17 protein-coding genes and 1 other annotated feature are annotated in these 19,700 nt (G+C 48.2%); of the genes, 16 read left to right on the top strand and 1 reads right to left on the bottom strand.

The annotated features are described in order from the left end of the window. Window positions 1-102 precede the first annotated feature (102 nt). The 11 genes from FB479_RS06075 to FB479_RS06025 all read left to right on the top strand — a co-directional run bounded on the left by FB479_RS06075 (window position 103) and on the right by FB479_RS06025 (window position 11,879). Window positions 103-894: an alpha/beta fold hydrolase gene (locus tag FB479_RS06075; RefSeq protein ID WP_142063312.1), complete on the top strand. Its 792-nt coding sequence runs from the start codon at window positions 103-105 to the stop codon at window positions 892-894. An 88-nt stretch (window positions 895-982) separates the two neighbouring features. Then, entirely contained in the window at window positions 983-2,857 is a 1,875-nt protein-coding gene (locus FB479_RS06070; RefSeq protein WP_106655842.1) for a bifunctional metallophosphatase/5'-nucleotidase, read from the top strand. Window positions 2,858-3,039: 182 nt separating this feature from the next. Next, the gene (locus FB479_RS06065) at window positions 3,040-3,369 is read left to right on the top strand and encodes a PadR family transcriptional regulator (RefSeq protein WP_106655843.1); all 330 of its coding nucleotides are present in this window, start codon (window positions 3,040-3,042) and stop codon (window positions 3,367-3,369) included. Next, entirely contained in the window at window positions 3,356-3,907 is a 552-nt protein-coding gene (locus FB479_RS06060; RefSeq protein ID WP_106655844.1) for an HAAS signaling domain-containing protein, read from the top strand. Before FB479_RS06065 ends, FB479_RS06060 begins: the two co-directional genes overlap by 14 nt. A gap of 1 nt (window position 3,908) precedes the next feature. Then, entirely contained in the window at window positions 3,909-4,757 is an 849-nt protein-coding gene (locus FB479_RS06055; protein ID WP_142063310.1) for a DUF4097 family beta strand repeat-containing protein, read from the top strand. 138 nt (window positions 4,758-4,895) lie between these two features. Continuing rightward, window positions 4,896-5,933, top strand: coding sequence for a uroporphyrinogen decarboxylase (hemE, locus tag FB479_RS06050; RefSeq protein ID WP_142063307.1), 1,038 nt, complete (start codon window positions 4,896-4,898; stop codon window positions 5,931-5,933). Window positions 5,934-5,950: 17 nt separating this feature from the next. Beyond that, on the top strand, window positions 5,951-6,883 hold the full coding sequence (gene hemH / locus FB479_RS06045) for a ferrochelatase (protein WP_106655847.1): 933 nt from the start codon (window positions 5,951-5,953) through the stop codon (window positions 6,881-6,883). Between the two features lie 12 nt (window positions 6,884-6,895). Then, on the top strand, window positions 6,896-8,305 hold the full coding sequence (gene hemY, locus FB479_RS06040) for a protoporphyrinogen oxidase (RefSeq protein ID WP_142063304.1): 1,410 nt from the start codon (window positions 6,896-6,898) through the stop codon (window positions 8,303-8,305). 94 nt (window positions 8,306-8,399) lie between these two features. Beyond that, on the top strand, window positions 8,400-9,884 hold the full coding sequence (locus FB479_RS06035; RefSeq protein WP_142063301.1) for a LysM peptidoglycan-binding domain-containing protein: 1,485 nt from the start codon (window positions 8,400-8,402) through the stop codon (window positions 9,882-9,884). A gap of 14 nt (window positions 9,885-9,898) precedes the next feature. Next, window positions 9,899-10,897: a phosphotransferase gene (locus FB479_RS06030; protein ID WP_142063298.1), complete on the top strand. Its 999-nt coding sequence runs from the start codon at window positions 9,899-9,901 to the stop codon at window positions 10,895-10,897. Then, window positions 10,884-11,879, top strand: coding sequence for a protein kinase family protein (locus FB479_RS06025; protein ID WP_106655851.1), 996 nt, complete (start codon window positions 10,884-10,886; stop codon window positions 11,877-11,879). Before FB479_RS06030 ends, FB479_RS06025 begins: the two co-directional genes overlap by 14 nt. A 39-nt stretch (window positions 11,880-11,918) precedes the next feature. Here FB479_RS06025 and FB479_RS06020 read toward each other — a convergent pair whose 3' ends face one another. After that, window positions 11,919-12,101, bottom strand: a complete 183-nt coding sequence (locus FB479_RS06020; protein WP_217366939.1) for a hypothetical protein — start codon at window positions 12,099-12,101, stop codon at window positions 11,919-11,921. A gap of 251 nt (window positions 12,102-12,352) precedes the next feature. Here FB479_RS06020 and FB479_RS06015 point away from each other — a divergent pair, with 251 nt between their 5' ends. The 5 genes from FB479_RS06015 to FB479_RS05995 all read left to right on the top strand — a co-directional run bounded on the left by FB479_RS06015 (window position 12,353) and on the right by FB479_RS05995 (window position 19,700). Beyond that, window positions 12,353-13,555 carry a PP2C family protein-serine/threonine phosphatase gene (locus FB479_RS06015; protein ID WP_106655853.1) on the top strand — a complete coding sequence of 401 codons (1,203 nt, stop codon included), beginning with the start codon at window positions 12,353-12,355 and terminating at the stop codon, window positions 13,553-13,555. Between the two features lie 25 nt (window positions 13,556-13,580). After that, complete coding sequence (locus FB479_RS06010; RefSeq protein ID WP_106655854.1) at window positions 13,581-14,819, top strand: ATP-binding protein; 1,239 nt, start codon at window positions 13,581-13,583, stop codon at window positions 14,817-14,819. A 107-nt stretch (window positions 14,820-14,926) separates the two neighbouring features. After that, window positions 14,927-15,253, top strand: a complete 327-nt coding sequence (locus FB479_RS06005; protein WP_007726674.1) for an STAS domain-containing protein — start codon at window positions 14,927-14,929, stop codon at window positions 15,251-15,253. A 58-nt stretch (window positions 15,254-15,311) separates the two neighbouring features. Continuing rightward, window positions 15,312-15,553, top strand: a binding site (T-box leader). Window positions 15,554-15,610: 57 nt separating this feature from the next. Further along, entirely contained in the window at window positions 15,611-18,283 is a 2,673-nt protein-coding gene (locus FB479_RS06000; RefSeq protein WP_142063295.1) for a valine--tRNA ligase, read from the top strand. Window positions 18,284-18,326: 43 nt separating this feature from the next. Next, the gene (locus FB479_RS05995; RefSeq protein ID WP_106655856.1) at window positions 18,327-19,700 is read left to right on the top strand and encodes a bifunctional folylpolyglutamate synthase/dihydrofolate synthase; all 1,374 of its coding nucleotides are present in this window, start codon (window positions 18,327-18,329) and stop codon (window positions 19,698-19,700) included.

Below are 19,700 nucleotides of genomic sequence, written 5' to 3'. Positions count from 1 at the left end.
GCACCTCTTTCATGTTTTTCGGAACAGGGGTTATTTTCCAATGGTAAGGGTCGGAAGCACTTGTTGACAAGAAGTAAACAAACGATAAAGGAGCATGATTCGATGAAAAAGGAAGTCCAACTCAGTAACGGCATCAAAATAGCCTATGTAGAAGAAGGGACGGGGGAGCCGCTTGTTTTGATCCACGGCTTTTGCGGAAGCTCATCTTACTGGCATAAGCTAGTGCCACTCATGTCCGAAACGCATCGCGTCATTGCGATCGATTTGCGTGGACATGGAGACAGCTCGGCCCCTGATGAACCGTATTCGATGGAGCGTTTTGCTGATGATCTGGGTTTGTTTGTGGAAGAACTGGGTTTAGCGAAGATTCATCTGTTTGGACATTCGCTCGGTGGCTATGTGACCTTGACGTTTGCAAATCAATATGCGGACAAGCTGGCGAGCTTTGGGCTGATCCATTCGACCCCTTATCCGGATGACGAAACTGCCAAGGCAAACCGCGCTAAAGGCGCAGACAACATTCGGCAAAATGGCATGGAGCCGTTTATCAAAGCCCTCGTACCGAAGCTGTTCGCACCTTCTCATATCGACACGTTGAGAGAAGAAGTCCAGCGGGCAAAAGAGATTGGGTTTGCGACGAGCCCGGTCGGAGCCATCCAAACATTAATCGCCATGCGTGATCGAGTGGATCGCAATCATGTGCTGCAAGAAACGACATTGCCTGTGCTATTAGTCGCAGGAACAGAGGACCAGATCATTCCTGCTGAAAAAACTTTCACAGTAAATAAAAACAACGTCGAGCAAGTGTTGCTGCCTGATGTAGGACATATGGGCATGGTAGAGGCACCAGAGAAAATGGCAGAAGCCTTCAAGAGCTTTCTAAACAAAAAGTAAACAAATATCACACCATAGTCCTAGCAAATTTTGCTATAATGAAAACGTTATCCTATTTATTTATACATAGACGAGAGGGGAAATTATCATGAAAAAGGCACGTCGGATTACGATGACGGCGTTTGCATCTATCGTATTTGCATCGCTGATGTCTTCCTCAGCATTTGCAGCACCATTGCATCCCGTACAGCACGTTGACTGGATGGTGAAAAAGGCAATTGTATCCGCTGGTCAAAATGGCGATCTTGCTTTGGATCGTGCCGTGACTCTCGCGGAAGCGACTGTTGTTTTCTCCAAATTGAAAGAGGCAAAAGTGGGAGCTGCCGCTAAAGGTGCTCATTGGTCTACTCCTTACTTCGACTGGGCAAAGAGCCATGGTGCTCTCACACAAGACGACTATAAAAACCCTGCGCAAGCCGTAACGTCTGCTAAACTGGCACAAATGGCTGACAAACTGGGCTACAAAATAAAGCTTGATAACAAAGCAACTGTAACGCGTGGTGAATTTTTCCAAGCATTGGGTGATGCGGCTACCACACATGTAACGATTGCCCACACCAACGATACACACGGTCATATTCAAGAAGACAAGAACCAAAAAGAATTCGGCTTTGCCAAAATCGCAACCTTGCTCAAGGAATGGCGTGCAGAGAACGAAAACTTCTTGCTCTTGGATGCTGGTGATACCTTCCAAGGTACCGTTTTCGTGAACCAATTCAAAGGCGAATCTGTTGTTCCGATCCTCAACAGCCTCGACTACAACGTAATGGCTGCAGGTAACCACGAGTTTGACTTCGGTTATGAGCAATTGCTGAAGCTGCGTGACATGCTCGAGCATCCAGTCATCTCTGCTAACGTGTTCAAGTCAGATGGAAAAGAATTGCTGCCACCTGTTTTCAAGGCGGAGATTGGCGGTAAGAAATTCGCCTTTGTTGGTTTCGTAGCGGAAGACACACCTGTATTGACTCACCCTGACAACGTAAAAGGGCTGACATTCAAAAACCCGGTAGAAGTTGCGAAAGTGCTTGTACCTGAGCTGAAAAAAGAAGTAGATCACGTGATTGTTGTTTCCCACATCGGAGTGAACGTAGACCGTGAAATCGCGAAAAACGTTCCTGGCATTGACCTGATTGTTGGTGGTCACTCCCATACTCCGCTGAAAGCACCTGAACTCGTAAACGGCACGTACATCGTACAAGACTGGGAGTACGGCAAGTCTCTCGGACGCGCTGACCTCTACTACCTCGGCAAAGAACTGGTAGCATTCAGCGGCGGTTTGAAAGAGTACGATGAAGCAGTTGTGGCTGATCCAGACGTAGATAAAATGGTAAAAGAAATCGTAGGCAAGATCGATACGGTAATGAATGTTGTCATTGCGAAATCCGAAGTGCCGCTCGATGGTGACCGTGCACTGGTTCGTACGAAAGAAACAAACGTAGGTAACCTGATCACAGATATCATGCTGGAGCGCACGCAGTCCATCAAAGGCTATGAGGCAGATGTAGCACTGGCGAACGGCGGTGGCATCCGTACACAGCTGCCAGCAGGCGATATCACGAAAAAAGGTCTGTACACGCTTCTGCCATTCGAGAACAACACACTGGCAGTCGTAGAAGTAACAGGCGAAGAGCTGAAGAAAGCCCTCGAAAACGGCGTGAGCAAGGTAGAAGAGGGAGCAGGACGCTTCCCGCAAGTGAGCGGCATGAGCTTCACGTACAACCCATCCAAGCCAGCAGGCGAGCGTGTAGTAGAGGTAAAAGTTGGCGACAAGCCGCTTGACCTGACCAAAACCTATAAAATGGCAACGATCGACTTCCTGGCAGCAGGTGGAGATGGTTACGAATCGTTGAAAAAGCCATTCTTCAACACAGGCTTGTCCATGTACAGTATTGTGGAGGAAGGCTTGATCAAGCGTAAAACTGTCAATCCAAAAGTAGAAGGCCGCATTGTTGAAGTAAAATAAGGGTTGACCGGACAGGGATGGAGAAAAACCTCCCTGTCCATTTTTTACGGGATCTGACTGAATATCCTACCTTTAAAACGCGGTCGCACCTCCTTCGCATCCTGTGAAAAGTAGTTTTGTTATTATGAAGTACCTTGCAATATATAGTAGCTATTTGATAAGCTTTGACATGGGTGATGTTGATGAACGTACAGTTTAAAAAAGGGGTTCTGGAGCTGTGTGTTCTCGTCTTGACAGCTAAGCAGGACAGATACGGCTACGAACTGGTTGCGAGCATCTCAGAAAAATTCCATATCTCTGAAGGAACGGTTTACCCCTTGCTTCGCCGATTGACCCAGGAAGGAGTTTTTACGACCTATTTGGCGGAATCACAAGAGGGACCTCCACGGAAATATTACCAGCTGACAAGTCGCGGACGTCAATACATGAATGACCTCGTCTTGGAGTGGCGAATATTTAACCGCGGAGTAAATGAGATCATAGAGGAGGGACTCGGATATGACAAGGCGTGAGTTTATGGATGAGTTAAATGCTTTGCTTAGCGCTTTGCCAGATAAAGAACGCTTAGACATCCTTGCCGATTACACAGAGCATTTTCTCATGGGATTGAAACAAGGAAAGACCGAGCATGAAATTGCAGAAGGATTGGGAAGTCCAAAAGTAGTGGCACGTGAGCTTTTGGCTGGCTACCGAATTGATCAGGCACAGTCCAATGCATCGGTAGGGAATATGACGAGGGCGATTGTTGCGACGATCAGCTTGGGATTTTTCAATCTCGTCTTCGTTTTGGGGCCATTTCTAGGCCTGATCGGCATACTAATGGGGTTGTATGCGATGACTGCGGCGCTTTTGGTCGCGCCAGTCGGAATATTCTTGGATTACGGGATTCCTGCCCCTTCTCAAGAGCGGCTTTTCTTGTTGTTCTCCAGCATGGTTTCCGTAGGATTAGGCGGAATGTTTGCCATCGGCTTGCTGAAATTGACGAAATGGCTGTATCGCCAGTTCTTGCGTTATCTCCAGTTCAACGTAAAGATGATCAGGGGGAAATGAGATGCGAAATTTAGGGAAAAGACTCTTTGGCATAAGTCTTCTTTTGTTCATCATCGGTATATGCGGAATCATCTGGCTCTTTACGAAGCAAGAAAATTTCTCCTTTTCGTTAAAACAAGTCAATGAAGAGCGCATGATCGAACAAGAGGTAAAAGCGATTGAGGTGCTGACGGAAGCGGTTGATGTGGAAATCATGGCAAGCAAGCAACCAAAAGCGAGTGTACGGATGGTCGGGGAAGTATCCGAACAACAGCAGGAGCGACTGGAGTTTCGGAGTGTAGTCTCACCAGATGGTACGCTGCTCGTAGAACTGCGTGAACGCCCTCACGTCAATATGTTTTATCCTCGCAATGGGAAGGTAAAGCTGGAGCTCTTCCTGCCAGAAAAAGTGTATGAGCAAGTCCAGCTTGAAACGATGACAGGGGATATCAAGAGCGGGATGCTGCGTGCAAAGAACACGAAAATATCCAGCGGCAATGGAGATGTGGACGTGTCGGGCTATGAGGGAGAAGTGCTTGACGTCCAGACAGCTACAGGAGATATCAATCTGGCGAATGTTCGCGCGGCCGTTGTCATTGAAAGCTCTACAGGCGAGATTGATAAACTGACAATGCCAGAGCTGACCCATGACGTTTCTATTCGAACGGACACGGGAGATATTCGAGTGACGGTAGCCAAGGAGCCTGCTGCAGCACAGCTAGAAGTAACGACAGATACAGGAGCCATCGAAACCACCTGGTCGAACCTTTCTTATGAAAAGAACGAGGAATACAAAGTGAAGGCATCGATTGGATCAGGTGGACCCAAAATGACTGTGCGAAGTTCTAGTGGGGACGTTCGCATTCAATAGGATAAGTTTGGAAACACTGATGGTTAGGATTGGAAACGGAAGAAACGAAAAGATTTTGACACAAAAGAGACATTACTTGTCGAATGACGAATGGTATCATATTGAAGGAAACATAATTGTGCAAAGCGAGGTTTATTCATGACCGCAAAAACTTTTAACGATACGTTTTTGAAAGCATGTCGCGGTGAAGCGACAGAGCATGTCCCGGTTTGGTACATGCGCCAGGCAGGGCGTTATCAGCCAGAATACCGCGCCATCCGCGCGAAGCATAGCTTTTTTGAAATGAACTACATACCGGAAGTTTGCGCGGAAGTAACACGTTTGCCTGTTGAGCAACTGGGCGTTGACGCTGCAATTTTATTTGCAGACATCATGACGCCACTAAAACCGATTGGCGTGGATGTGAATATCGAATCGGGCATTGGTCCTGTAATCGCAAACCCAATCGAATCCTTACAGGATGTAGAGCGTCTGCTTGAGCTCGATCCGGAAACACATGTGCCGTACATTCTTGAGTCCATTAAAATTTTGCGTCAGCAATTATCTGTTCCATTGATCGGTTTCGCGGGTGCACCATTTACACTGGCTAGCTATATGATCGAGGGCGGCCCTTCCAAGCACTATCATAAGACAAAAGCATTCATGTACACCGAGCCAGTTGCTTGGCAGGCGCTTATGGAAAAACTGGGCGATATGACTATCACCTACCTCAAAGCGCAAATTAAAGCAGGTGCACAAGCTATACAAGTATTTGATTCGTGGGTCGGCGCATTGAATGACGAGGATTACCGCGAGTACATTACACCAGTCATGACGCGTATTTTCAACGCACTGAAAGATACTGGCGTGCCAACGATCTATTTTGGTATCGGCGCTGGTCATCTTTTGATGGATTGGAACCGCTTGCCTGTTGATGTGGTTGGTCTGGACTGGCGTACTTCGATTACGACTGCTCGTGAAATGGGTGTGACAAAGACACTGCAAGGCAATTTGGACCCAACGCTGCTTTTAGCTCCTTGGGAGAAGCTCGAAACGAAGGCGAAGGAAATTTTGGATGAAGGCACAAAACAGCCAGGCTTCATTTTCAATTTGGGACACGGCGTATTCCCTGATGCCAAAGTAGAAACACTGCAACAACTGACGAAGTTCATCCATAGTTACAAAAGGGACGTCTAATCAGGAGGGGCGCTTACATGTCAAAGCAGAAGATCGGACTCTTGTTAATGGCGTATGGAACGCCACGCAGTCCTGAACAGATTGAACCGTACTATACGCACATTCGCCGTGGTCGTAAGCCACCACAAGAACTGCTCGATGATTTGATGGCGCGTTATGAGGCTGTAGATGGATTGAATCGATTTGCAGACATTACGGATGAGCAGGTGCGCGCTCTCGAGCAGGAAATGAACAAACGCTACCCAGACCGTGAATTTGTAGGGTACCTTGGATTGAAGCATATCGCTCCGTTTGTCGAAGACGCAGTAGAGCAAATGAAACGCGATGGAATTACGGAAGCGATCAGTCTTGTTCTGGCGCCTCACTATTCCAGCTACAGCGTCAAAGAATACAATGGACGAGCACAGGAGCATTCCGCGGCAATTGGGGGACCTGTCATCCACAGCATTGAGAGCTGGTATCTGGAACCAGGCTTCATCGGATATTGGGCAGATGCCATTCAAGCGACGTTTGCCGCGATGACGGATGAAGAGCGTGGACAAGCAGTCGTGATCTTCTCCGCTCACAGCCTGCCGGAAAAAATCTTGAAGTCAGGTGATCCGTACCCAATGCAACTGGAAGAGACTGCAAAGCTCATTGCCGAGCAAGCTGGGATCACTTCTTATGCGATCGGATGGCAAAGCGCCGGAAATACACCTGATCCGTGGTTGGGACCAGATGTACAGGATTTGACCAGAGAGCTGTACGAAGCGAAAGGCTACCAAGCATTTGTTTACTGTCCTGTCGGATTTATTGCGGAGCATTTGGAAGTTCTGTTTGATAATGATGTGGAATGCAAAGCGGTTACAGATGAGCTAGGGGTACATTACTATCGTCCACCGATGCCTAACGCCAGACCTGCGTTCATTTCCTGTCTGGCTGATGCTGTCGGAAAGAAGCTGGCGAATTAGGGGATCGATCATATGAGCGATAATACCTATCATATTACGATTGTAGGCGGCGGCATCACAGGGTTAACCGCAGCTTTTTACTTACAAAAGGAAATCGAAGCAAAAGGCTTGCCAATCCGTTTTCAACTGCTTGAAGAGCAGGGACGACTTGGTGGGAAAATCAAGACATGGCGTCACGAAGGGTTTGTGATTGAGCAAGGTCCCGATTCGTTTCTCGAGAGGAAAACAAGTGCGGCTGAGCTGGCAAAGGATTTGGGACTTGCGGATGATCTCGTTCGCAACAGCACAGGCCAAGCTTATATTTGGCATCAGGATCGCCTGAAGGCAATACCAGAAGGAGCGGTCATGGGTGTACCGACGAAGCTCATGCCTTTTGTCACGACCGATCTCATTTCTTGGCCGGGCAAGCTTCGGGCAGCTTTGGATCTCGTTCTTCCTGCCTCAAAAGGAGACGGCGATATCTCCGTGGGTGACTTTTTTCGGCGTAGGCTAGGTAATGAAGTTATTGATAATCTTATAGCGCCTTTATTGTCCGGTGTCTACTCCGGGGATCTCGACAAACTCAGCTTGCTTGCGAGTTTTCCTCAATTCGCCAAAATGGAGGAGCAGCATCGCAGCTTGATCGTAGCGATGAAGCATTCTCGACCGCAAGTAAATACGCAAGAAAAGCCAAAAGGCATCTTCCTGACGTTGAAGAACGGCTTGCAGTCCTTAGTAGAGGCAATCGAAAAGAGCCTGCCTGAAGAAGTTATTTCGAAAAATACCGCTGTCAAAGAACTGGTGAAACGTCCAGACGGGAAGTACACCTTGGTATTGAAAAATGGGGAAACGATTGAGACGGATACAGTCCTGTTTACCGTGCCACATGCTGTCGCTGAACCACTGTTCCGTCCTTATGTACAAGTTCCTACCCTTCCACAAGCGAAGCCGCATATGGTCGCAACCATCGCCATGGCTTTTCCAGAGTCAGCCATTGAATTAGGAATGGAAGGGACAGGATTTATTGTACCGCGGCATTCTGGAGCAAAAATTACCGCGTGTACGTGGGCACACCGCAAATGGCCGCATACGACGCCGAAAAACAAAGCCTTGCTGCGTAGCTTTATAGGGAGAGCAGGAGAGCAATCCTTCATGGAGCAGACGGACGAGGAAATTTTGGAGGTTGTCCTCCGCGATCTGCGCAAGATCATGACGATTCGAGCAGAGCCGGATTTTTATAACGTATCACGCTTGCAAAATGCCATACCATATGTTGTCGGACATCAGGCTTGGGTGCAGGATGTGAACAGTCAATTGAAAGAAAAACTCCCTGGTGTTATCGTGGCAGGTGCGTCGTACAGTGGCGTAGGTGTACCAGATTGTATTGATCAGGGGAAAAAAGCAATAGCAGAATGGATTGCGTCTGTAAAACCGGGGAGATAGATAACCCCGGTTTTTCCTTTTTTTTCGGTGCTAAACGGCTCGTCCTGTCCATATAGTATAGGGAAATGTCCTGCACTTGAAAGGAGGAGCACGAATGGCATTACAGGATGGGCAACTCTCTTTTGCCATCAAGGAGACCATTTTCCTCTCATCCGATAGAGCTGGAATAGGTGAATTGCAAGAGCTGGAATTGGTTCCAGATGTGGAAGTGTTGGAAAACGATTCCTACATCTCGATTACAGGTTGCTTGCAATTAGTAGGGAAGTACGAGCCAATCAGGGAAGCCGCAGAAGCGACAGGCGGCGAAGGAGAATCGCTGGTTGAGGCCATGACTTTTACTCCCTTTCGCCAGGAAGCATCGGATCAAGCCTTTTATGGCTGGGAGGAACAGATCGGTCATCGCATTCCGTTAAACATTACCATTCCATTGGATCGGATTACCGAGATCGGAGACATCTACGCCATTGTGGACAGCTTTGACTACAAACTTGAATCACCACATCAAATGCTAATCGATGCCGATCTGAAGATTTTGGGAATAGTCTTGGGGGATAGAGCTGAACAAGCAGAGCAGATTGAAACGCAGGCTGCAAGTCCAGGCGAAGGAGCATGGGAATACACCTTCGCTGCTGGGGATGATGGGCAAGAATATACGGAACCGACGTCCCTCGATGACCTTGATCAAAAACTTAGTGCGCTGGAGGAGGAATTGGAGCGGCAGACATTGCCGGCATCCTATGAATCAACCGAATCCCCCTCTATGTTCGATACTCCGGCTATTGCTCAATCCGATGAGGATGAATACTACGAGCAATACGGCGATGTGCTGGAAGTGGCGCAGTCCAATCCTCCAGAGTCCTGGGAGACCGCTCCAATTTCGTATGACTTCGATTCGCAACAATCTGCTTCGTACGATTCTTCTGACTCCTATTCTGAGCAGACGGTATTGGCAGATGAGCAAGAGCAGATGAGAGAAATCGCCGAAAAAGATCAAGGACATGAAGAGCCTAAACTGGCTATTCACGATCAACAGGCAATCGCATACCAGCAAATTTCCAATGAATCTACTGGGTCATCAGTCGAAGCAGAGTCGCAGGAAGCAGTGCAAGAAGCAGTGGAAGCCAGTGTTGTATCCGAGCCAGAACCTGAGCAAGAAGCAGAGCCAGTGGTTGCACAACCAGACGCTGCCGCGGAAGATGCAGAAGTGCGAGTGGCGATTTCAGGGAAACCCTCTCAGGAAGAAAGAAGTCGCGTGAACATTACTTCCATCTTCTCACAAGCGACTCGTGCCAAACAGGAAGCGATGGCGTTGGAGGCGGAATCTTCATCTAGCTCTTCGCGACATGGATCTGCGGCGAATGTCAACGCTTCTACGATGGAGGCTATGCAAAATCTCACGTCGTTTGTCCGGAAAAAAGAAGAGCGCTCCAGTCAACTGAAAATGTGCATTATTCAGCGAGATGAGACGTTGGAGCATATTTCACAGCGATACTCCTTGCCTGTTTCCAAAATCGTGGAAGTAAACCGATTAGCTTCCGAACAGCTTGTAGCAGGACAAATTCTGTACATCCCACAATAGAGGAGTGGGGGACCGTGGATAAAATTGATCTCTCCGAGGTTTGCCAGCAATATCGGGCGCGCGTAATCCGAATTACGCCCCTTGATGATTGCTATTTACTGGAGACAAACCGGGGCCCCAAAGAACTCCACGTTTGGCCACGTGTAGATGTGATGCGCTGGTCGTTTGCCTGGCGCGAACGACTGGCTCGTCAGGGGTTTCGAGAAGTGGAGCGGTTTATTCGGACGAGAGACACCAAGCCATTTTTGATTTTGGGTAAACGCGGCGTTACCATGACCGACCATCACCGACAATTCGAAGACTATCAGCATGGCGAGGACATTGCGAGGCAATGCGGACGCGTGATCGCGATGATGCATCAGTCTCAGCAGGAAAGTCCTTTACTGTCCGGAAGTGATTTGCTCAAGCAGGAAAAGCAGCAAGTAGAGGAAAAAGGAAGACGTGCCAAAGAGCTGGTCGAAAAATTTCGAGCCAAATCTGGGCGGGATTCTAAGGAAAATCGTTGGGTATCGGAACTCATGACCCCTATGCTGCAAAGAATGGACCGTTCCGCTGCGATGCTTGCCCATGAGCGAATTACTCCGGAGGCGGTCGCTGTATCCCATCGGGACCTTTTGCGTGACAACTGGGGAATGATAAACGGGAAGCTGTACTTGAGAGGCTTTTTCAGGCCGGTGATTTCTGTCCAGCAACGCGATGTTGCCACCTTTTTGCGCGATCATTTTTTAACCCATAAGGATCTTAAGCAGATTGACGCTTTTTTTGACGGCTATGAAGAAATCAAGCCACTCACCTATGGAAACTATTCGTTGATTCTCGCCTTTATGGCTCGTCCTCGTGAAGTCTACAGGAGTATCGAATCCTACGTGAAGCGCGTATCGCTGGATCAAGAAGCGTCGATCGCTGGTATTGAGCACGCCTTGCAGAGCCAACAATCTGTTGACTTGCTGCTTCGGCATATTGCAGAGCGGGCCGAGCGTTCGAGGAGGGAGGGAGTCTATGAGTCGGTATGATGACATTGCTCCTTTATTCAAAGAATATGACATGTATGCCCAGAGCATTGACGTTTTAAAGGAGCCAAATGTATTTAAGGCGACGACTCCCTACGGCTCCTTCGTATGCAAACGAACGCAAATACCCGCTCAACGTCTTGTTTTCGTCAGCGATATGCTGCGTCAATTGCAGCACCGCGGATGGGATGGGGCCGTTCCTTTTACGTACACGAAATACGATGATCCTTTTGTTCAACAGGGTAGCACTGCCTTTTACGTAACCCCCTGGCAGCCAGGAAGTGAGGAGTGGGCCGAGCAGCCCTTGTCTTGGGCGTTCCCTGCCTTGGAACGTTTGGCGGAGCTTCATCATTTGACACAAAACTATCGCTACGATGATCCGAGACAGGTAGAGCCACTTGTCGACTCCTTGCTTAACCGTTGGCAATATTGGCAAGACCAAATGAATAAGGCGGCAACTCTGGCGCAGGAACGCAAATATCCTTCCCCTTTCGATCTGGTGTTTTTGGCAAACAAGGAGTTTCTTGAGGAAATGGCTCAAACAGCGACAGACTTATTGACCGATTGGCGAGAGCGGCATGAGACGCACGCGCATTTTCGCTTATCGTTGATCCATGGTAACCCGAATCCAGAGCATGTTGTGCCAGATCGATCGGGAAAAGGACGGCTGCTTAATTTTGATCGTGCCAGCTTTGATACACCAGTGCGCGATTTGACGCTATTTTATCGTACCTATTTTCAAATGGCGGGGGATGAGGTTGGGGCATCTCAACTTTTCCATCGCTACGCCGAGATATTTCCGCTGCGGCCGGAAGAAATTGAACTGATGGCTTCGTTTCTCTCCTACCCGGAGAGGATCATGAGGGACTTGGATATTTATTATCATCATCCCCGCGAGTGGAGCGAGTTTTACGCTGTCCAACGTTTTGAAAAAGATATGGACCGTCTGATGCGCCTGCATCGTTGGGTCCAGCAAGCCTTTTAATGAGCAACGTCTCACCGCGTGGGGCGTTGTTTTTCTTTTTTATAACCATTCGAGGGAGATGGCAACATAGAGCATGGCTAGCAAACCGAGAAGGATGACATCAAAAGAGGTAGGAAACACAACTGTTCGGATAAACTGAAAAACTAACAGTGGAAAGAGCACCTGTTTGCAACCGTATTTGATCCGTAAATACGTGGGGTTATACTTCCAACGAAAATTCATCACAATCACCTCATTTCAGCATATGCGGGGCGACTTTGGACAGTGTCTACAAACCTTGAGCAAACGCCTAAAACATTTTCATGGAAAGTAGATAGTGGTTTGAACGGTGCCCGAAAAGGGAAGGTGTAGGGCAGGAAGGCTAGGACGAAACGAATAAAGGTGATCACAATGTTTTTGAAAATTGCCATAACCCTTTTCCCAATTCCCGAAAGAAAGAATTATGCTAAAGTGTGTATGGGAGTGGCTCGGGGATGAATCATCAATTGGTCAAACTAATGGAATTGAAACAGAATTACGAGTATCTGGTGATGACCAGCAATGAGCAAAGCAAGCGCCAAGTCAATTACGAGAGTCTCATGCCATTTATAGAAGAGTTAGTCGATACATGGTTCGTGAAAATGGACAAGCCTTGCTTCCTGTCGATCACGTTTGAATCGGCTCTAGGTGCTGTCTATTTTCGGATCGAGCGTGGCAACAAAGAGAGCGCAATCGTGCAGCGCGAAGTAGAGGAGCGCATTGTTGTCTCGGAACAGTATGACACCCCTCAAACACCGCGCTACGTCCGCTTGTTCGCCCAGAGTAACGTCAATGACCGTGATCTAAAGGAACTGGAGAAATCTTTTTATGGGCTGCTCCTCGTGAACATTCGGGCGCTAATCCTCAGATGTCAACAGGACCAGTCATCAGGACAGCGAGAAATCGAGATGGAGATGAAGCTGGCTAGACGCATGCAGTCGATGCTCATTCCCACAGAAGAATTGCAGTTGACCAGTTTGCGAACAAGAACGGTTTACGTACCAGTCGATTATGTAGGTGGAGATTACATCGACTATAGAAAAATCAATGATCGCTATACCTGTTTTATCATTGCGGATGTGTCCGGGCACGGTTTTTTGGCCAGTATTTGGGCTACGGGGATTAGGATTGCTGTACGGCAGGTTTTGCAGTCCAGCTATTCGCCGGATGAGATTTTGGAAAGACTTAATCAGTTGCTTTATGCAGATTTAGTGAAAACCCGTTCTTACATTACGATGCTGGTTGCAGTCTATGACGAGGTGGAACACAAAATTCGATTTGGCAGGGCAGGACATCCTCAGCCTTTTTATTTGTCCAAGTCGAATCAAACCGTTTTAGCTAGCAAGGGTGGGGTCGGCCTAGGGCTTTTGCCCGATAGCACGTATCAAATGGAGGAGGTACCCTTAGAAGAAGAGGGCATGCTATTGCTCTACACAGATGGTTTGCTGGATTCAGGGAGAAAAGAAGTGTTTCGAGACAGCAGGCATTGGCTAGAAGAACTATCCTCCTTATTAAAAATGCCTGGTGATAGTAAGCAGGAATCGATGAATCGAGTTGAGGCCTACTTAATGGAGATAACACAGCAGCGAAACCAAACGGATGATATTTCTGTGTTGATTCTTCAATTTGAGCCTGAAGAGAGTGTAGCCCTCGTGTAGTTGCGCGTGAATAGGAGGATGAACTGTGATTTTGTGTGAGCGTTGTCCGGACAATCCCACTTGTGATAATTGCCTTGTCGCGCTACGTTCTGGCGGTGCAGCAAACAAAGTAGTTCCGGCCCGCACTGTAAAGGTGACGAACCTAGCAACGATGGAATCGTTCCAGGCAAAGCTGGTAGCAGTGAGCCGGACGACCATTGGGTTAAGCAGTTCTGATCATGATTTGCACGGACGAATAGAAATAGAGCTCGCCTATGATTTCCGAATTATCGGTAGCGGATTGCGCGGTATAGCAGGTGATCCTTACTACATTATCGATATCGAAAAAGTTTTGCGACGGGAAGATGTTCTGGAGCGATTGCTCCTGGAAGAATTTCATACGTGGCACATGAGTGGCGAATTGGACCCGGCAGACGTCTTGTTACATTGGAAGGATCGAGACGACGAGCGGGGGCGATTAATAAAACAAGAGATTCAGAAGCTATCGATACTGCGTCAGATCGAGACCATTTTCCTCTATCTTTACGATGAAGGGAAAGTGCGTCCGCTGGGTGACGTTCGCGCGAATGTGGAAGTAGAGCGAGAAATGCAACGACTGGTCGAAGAGGCGGCTGGAACGGGCGGACCTGTGAGAGAGCAAATTGTCACCACTGATGGCAAAAAGGTATTTGAATTATACACATCTGTATTGCCAGATCGGACCTGTGGAATCGCCTTGATTGATGTCACTGCCGTTATTGCAGAAGAACGAAAACGCAAAAGACGGGAATGGGAGATCTACAGAGATATTCTGGGTGTGGTCACAGAAGGTAAGCTGTTGTTGCTTAGTGATGAAGAATTATTTTTCTTGCTTCGAGAAGGGCATAAGCTCTTGGCAATCGATATCCGTTTACCGGAGCAGCTTGCAGAACTGCGTAAATTGTTCAAGCAAGCTTTGGAACCACAAGGCATTTCTGATAAACGATTGCTGCAGTTTCTCGTTGCGGTCAACGAAGCTGCTTCCAATACGTTGAAGCACGGAAATGGCGGTGTGGTTACGTTGTACCTATCAAATGACAGACAGATGTGTCGGGCTGTGATTCATGATGAGGGACAAGGAATTTTGCTCGAGGATATTCCACGAGCTACCCTACAGCAAGGATTTTCTACGCGCCACTCACTTGGGGCCGGTTTTCACGTGATCCTGCAATACTGTGATCGTGTTTATTTGAGCAGCTCGCTGGCAGGTACAAAGCTTATTTTAGAATGTAACCTTTCGCGTTAAGCAACGATTTCCAAAAAGCCAAATGTTTGCAAGTGAATGAAAATGGGTAATATAGTAAAAGGACGAGCAGATTGGGTGTACCGATACCTATTGAGAGGAGTTTGAGCATGGACTACCGCGCAACAGAGGCGAACGGACAGGCTACATTGTTTTTCGTCGGAGAGTTGGACATGGCTGTAGGAGATCGAGTAGGTGAATTGCTCCAGCAGTATGGAGGGCGAAATCAATCCGTTACCGTCGATTTTCAAGGTGTCTCCTTTGTAGATTCTTCCGGTATTGGAAGCCTGTTTTTTACCACGAAAGAACTGTTGGCCATGGGCAAACAGGTAGAAATCGTCAATGTCCGAGAAGAAATTCTCGATATTTTGGGCGTGCTCGGTTTTACCGAAGCACTGGGCATTGCAGTTGGAAAAGTGGGCGAAACCCGGGTTTGACGCCAAACAGCGTGATTGTATATAATAGTGAAAGCTAACAATAAGACAACTACATACGATATGAACGATGAGTGGGAAGAGTAAGTCAGGACGCCTTGGCAGAGAGGAGAATCAGTAGCTGCGAGATTCTCTAAGGTCATGAATGGCTGAAGGTCGCCCAGGAGTTTTTTCGGTGAAAGCACGTGCCTAGCCGAGACCGGTTCGCAACCGTTATCTTGTCAGAGTGAACACACCATAAGCATGAGGTTTATCGTGTGTTAACAAAGGTGGTACCGCGAAAATAATCCTTTCGTCCTTTGCGATGAAGGGTTTTTTTATTTTTTGCAAAGCAAGTTATGCGAATAGGAGGAGTCGTACATGTCTACACAGCCAACAACCGACATCGACCAATTGCTGCCGAAAAACTATGATCCAAAAGCAGCAGAGAACAAATGGTATCCGTATTGGATCGAAAAACAATTTTTCAAGGCAGAACGTGACCCGAATAAACGTCCGTTTACGATTGTCATTCCACCGCCGAACGTAACTGGTAAATTGCATTTGGGCCACGCGCTGGATACGACTTTGCAAGATATCATTACACGTACAAAGCGTATGCAAGGCTACAGCGCCCTGTTCTTGCCAGGTATGGACCACGCTGGTATTGCAACCCAAGCGCGCGTAGAAGCTACCTTGCGTGAAGAAGGCATCTCTCGCCATGATCTGGGCCGCGAAAAATTCGTGGAAAAGGTATGGGAGTGGAAGCACATTTACGCTTCGCATATTCGTGAGCAGTGGGAAAAGCTCGGTCTTGCCCTGGATTACTCCCGCGAGCGTTTTACGATGGATGAAGGCTTGTCCCAAGCTGTACGCGAAGTATTTGTTCGCCTGTACGAAAAAGGTTTGATCTATCGTGGGAACCGGATCATTAACTGGGACCCGGCTGCCCGTACAGCTCTGTCTGATATTGAAGTAATCTACAAGGAAGTAAAAGGTGCGCTGCATCACATGCGTTATCCATTGGCAGATGGCACCGGTTATATCGAAGTAGCTACAACTCGTCCTGAAACGATGCTCGGTGATACGGCTGTAGCGGTACACCCGGAAGATGAGCGTTACAAGGACATGATCGGCAAAACCGTGATTTTGCCAATCGTAGGACGCGAAATTCCAATCGTAGCCGATGACTACGTTGATCCTGAGTTTGGTTCTGGCGCTGTAAAAATTACGCCAGCACACGATCCGAATGACTTTGAATTGGGTCTTCGTCATCAGTTGCCACAAATCGTTGTCATGGATGAAACGGGCACGATGAACGAGCTGGCAGGTATCTACAAAGGGTTGGATCGCTTTGCATGCCGCAAGCAAATCATCAAAGACTTGACTGAGCAAGGTGTTATGTTCAAGGTTGAAGAGCATATTCATCAGGTTGGACATAGTGAGCGCAGCGATGCTGTCGTAGAACCATACCTTTCTACCCAATGGTTCGTAAAAATGCAGCCTTTGGCTGACGAAGCACTGGCTAATGCAAACAGCCCTGAGAGCGTGAAATTCGTCCCAGAGCGCTTCAAGACGAATTACCTGCGTTGGATTGAAAACATCCGCGACTGGTGCATCTCCCGTCAGCTTTGGTGGGGTCACCGAATTCCTGCATGGTATTGCGGAGATTGTAACGAAACGATTGTATCTCGTACGGACGTGACGGAGTGCCCAAGCTGCCACAGCCACAAGCTGGAGCAGGATAACGACGTTCTCGATACATGGTTCTCCTCTGGTCTATGGCCGTTCTCGACATTGGGCTGGCCAGAAGAATCCGAGGACATGAAGTACTTCTATCCAACCAATGTCCTGGTAACAGGGTACGATATTATCTTCTTCTGGGTTGCTCGCATGATGTTCTCCGGTCTTGAATTTACCGGGAAAAGTCCGTTTGAATCCGTCTTGATCCACGGTATTATTCGTGACTCCGAGGGCCGCAAAATGTCCAAATCACTTGGCAACGGTGTCGATCCGATGGAAGTGATTGAGAAGTACGGAGCGGATGCGCTGCGCTACACACTGGCGACAGGGAACTCCCCAGGGAATGACCAACGCTTCTATTGGGAAAAGGTGGAGGCAAACCGCAACTTCGCGAACAAGATTTGGAATGCGTCCCGTTTTGCCTTGATGAACCTGGCTGACTTCAAATACGAGGAAATCGATTTGAGCGGTGAGCTGTCTACACCAGACAAATGGATTCTCTCCCGCCTGCAAGCGACAATCACAGATGTAACCCGTCTGTCCGATGCATTTGAATTCGGTGAAGCAGGACGTGTGCTTTACAACTTCATTTGGGATGACCTGTGTGACTGGTATATCGAGATGGCGAAGCTGCCGCTGTACGGTACAGATGAAGCGGCGAAGAAAACAACCCAATCCGTTCTGGTGACGGTTCTGGATCAAACACTCAAGCTGTTGCATCCGTTCATGCCGTTCATCACGGAGGAAATTTGGCAGGCATTGCCGCACCAAGGCGAGAGCATCACAGTAGCACCTTGGCCAACCGTTAACGAGCAATGGATTTTTGCTGAAGCAGAAAGCGAAATGAACCAGTTGATGGATATCATCCGCAGCGTACGCAACATCCGTGCAGAAGTAAACGTACCGATGTCCAAGAAAATTGAGCTCTTGATCAAGCCTAGCGATGCATTGTCCGCTGAGCGCCTGACACGCGGTGAACACTACCTCACTCGCTTCTGCAACCCAGAGCGTCTGGAAATCAGTCTGGATCTGGCTACGCCTGATAAAGCGATGTCTGCTGTGATCACGGGAGCAGAATTGTTCCTTCCACTGGCAGGCTTGATCGATATCGAGCAAGAGCTGAAGCGTCTGGAAAAAGAAGTGGCAACACTCAACGGCGAAGTGGAGCGCATTGAGAAAAAGCTCAACAATGCCGGATTTATGGCGAAAGCACCTGAAAAAGTAGTCGAAGAGGAAAAAGCGAAGATGGCAGACTACATGGATAAGCGGGATAAAGTGATTGCAAGACTTGCCGAATTGAAGGGCGAATGATCCGCCATACCATCGCATATTTTTGAGAATGGAGCATTGTGGTATGCATGCAGAAGAAGGGTTTGTAGAATACACGCAAGCGCTCGACTGGCTGCATGGACTGCTCAGGTTCGGTCAACGGCCGGGGCTTGAGAGAATGCAGTGGGTTTTAGAGCAAGTAGGACATCCTGAGCGGAGAATCCCATTTATTCATGTGGCTGGCACCAATGGAAAAGGTTCAACCTGCGCATTCCTAACGCAAATGCTGATGGAAGCCGGATATAGTGTAGGTACATTTACCTCCCCTTATTTGGTTGATTTCCGTGAACGCATCCGTTACAACGGCAGCATGATCGCGGAAGAAGATCTATTGCAGCTGGTGAATGAAGTCAAGGTATGGGTGCAACGATGCGAACAAGAAACAGAGTTCGGTTCTCCTACCGAATTTGAAGTGATTACGCTGATCGCCATTCTTTATTTTTCAAGAGTGGCGAGACCAGCGGTAGTCGTATGGGAAACAGGACTAGGCGGGCGATTGGATTCGACGAACGTCGTCCTTCCGCTTATTTCGGTCATCACGAATATCGGCATGGACCATACACAAGTGTTGGGAGAAAGCTTGGAAGAGATTGCCCGGGAAAAAGCGGGGATTATCAAACCGGGTGTTCCTGTCGTCACAGGTGAGGTCAGGCCTGAACTTCTCGCGGTTTTTGAGGAGCGCGCCAGACAAACGAAGAGTACGCTATACCATATAGGTGAACATTTCCAGGCAGAGCAGGTAGAGGAGCAACTGGGTGAACAACAGTTTCGTTACAAAAGCATTCACCGTCGTGCAGAAGCATCCTACCGCCTTACCATGAATGGCATTCACCAAACAACCAATGCAGCCGTTGCTTTAATGACCATCGATATCCTGCGAAATTACTTCTCTTTCTTGCTGGAGGAAGAAGAAATATCTCGCGGTTTGCAACAAACACGTTGGCCTGGTCGTCTAGAAGTCATCTCTCCAAGACCAATGGTTATCTTGGATGGGGCACATAATCAGGAAGGAATGGAGGCGCTTGTAAGCAGTCTGGATCGGTTGTTGCCGGACGGAGTACAGTTGCATTTGCTCTTTTCTGGATTGGCAGATAAGCCGCTTGCCAAAATGGCAGAGTCGCTCGCACCAGTAAAGTCAAAAATCAAAAAGCTGCATGTGACAACCTTTGACTTCCCGCGTGCAGCCGAAGCCAATAGCTTACAAGAGTCGTTTATAGCCGGTGGCTGGGAGCAGGAGTTTCTCGATGCAGTCCCAGACTGGCGGGCGTTTCTCCATTCTTGGATGCGGGAGAAGCAATCAGCGAAGGCGGATGACTGGTTGGTCGTCTGCGGTTCGCTCTACTTCATCGCCCAAGTACGCGCATTCTTTCCCACTATAGTAGAAGAGGCAGGTGAATAG

The sequence above is a fragment of the Brevibacillus sp. AG162 genome, from assembly GCF_006715575.1.
In the GTDB taxonomy this organism is placed as follows: Bacteria; Bacillota; Bacilli; order Brevibacillales; family Brevibacillaceae; genus Brevibacillus; species Brevibacillus brevis.
This window is presented reverse-complemented; position numbering and strand designations above follow the sequence as displayed.

Coding starts and splice junctions, on each gene's coding strand:
- FB479_RS06075 (WP_142063312.1), top strand. CDS start 103: ATGAAAAAGGAAGTCCAACTCAGTAACGGCATCAAAATAGCCTATGTA.
- FB479_RS06070 (WP_106655842.1), top strand. CDS start 983: ATGAAAAAGGCACGTCGGATTACGATGACGGCGTTTGCATCTATCGTA.
- FB479_RS06065 (WP_106655843.1), top strand. CDS start 3,040: ATGAACGTACAGTTTAAAAAAGGGGTTCTGGAGCTGTGTGTTCTCGTC.
- FB479_RS06060 (WP_106655844.1), top strand. CDS start 3,356: ATGACAAGGCGTGAGTTTATGGATGAGTTAAATGCTTTGCTTAGCGCT.
- FB479_RS06055 (WP_142063310.1), top strand. CDS start 3,909: ATGCGAAATTTAGGGAAAAGACTCTTTGGCATAAGTCTTCTTTTGTTC.
- hemE (WP_142063307.1), top strand. CDS start 4,896: ATGACCGCAAAAACTTTTAACGATACGTTTTTGAAAGCATGTCGCGGT.
- hemH (WP_106655847.1), top strand. CDS start 5,951: ATGTCAAAGCAGAAGATCGGACTCTTGTTAATGGCGTATGGAACGCCA.
- hemY (WP_142063304.1), top strand. CDS start 6,896: ATGAGCGATAATACCTATCATATTACGATTGTAGGCGGCGGCATCACA.
- FB479_RS06035 (WP_142063301.1), top strand. CDS start 8,400: ATGGCATTACAGGATGGGCAACTCTCTTTTGCCATCAAGGAGACCATT.
- FB479_RS06025 (WP_106655851.1), top strand. CDS start 10,884: ATGAGTCGGTATGATGACATTGCTCCTTTATTCAAAGAATATGACATG.
- FB479_RS06020 (WP_217366939.1), bottom strand. CDS start 12,101: ATGAATTTTCGTTGGAAGTATAACCCCACGTATTTACGGATCAAATAC.
- FB479_RS06015 (WP_106655853.1), top strand. CDS start 12,353: ATGAATCATCAATTGGTCAAACTAATGGAATTGAAACAGAATTACGAG.
- FB479_RS06005 (WP_007726674.1), top strand. CDS start 14,927: ATGGACTACCGCGCAACAGAGGCGAACGGACAGGCTACATTGTTTTTC.
- FB479_RS06000 (WP_142063295.1), top strand. CDS start 15,611: ATGTCTACACAGCCAACAACCGACATCGACCAATTGCTGCCGAAAAAC.
- FB479_RS05995 (WP_106655856.1), top strand. CDS start 18,327: ATGCATGCAGAAGAAGGGTTTGTAGAATACACGCAAGCGCTCGACTGG.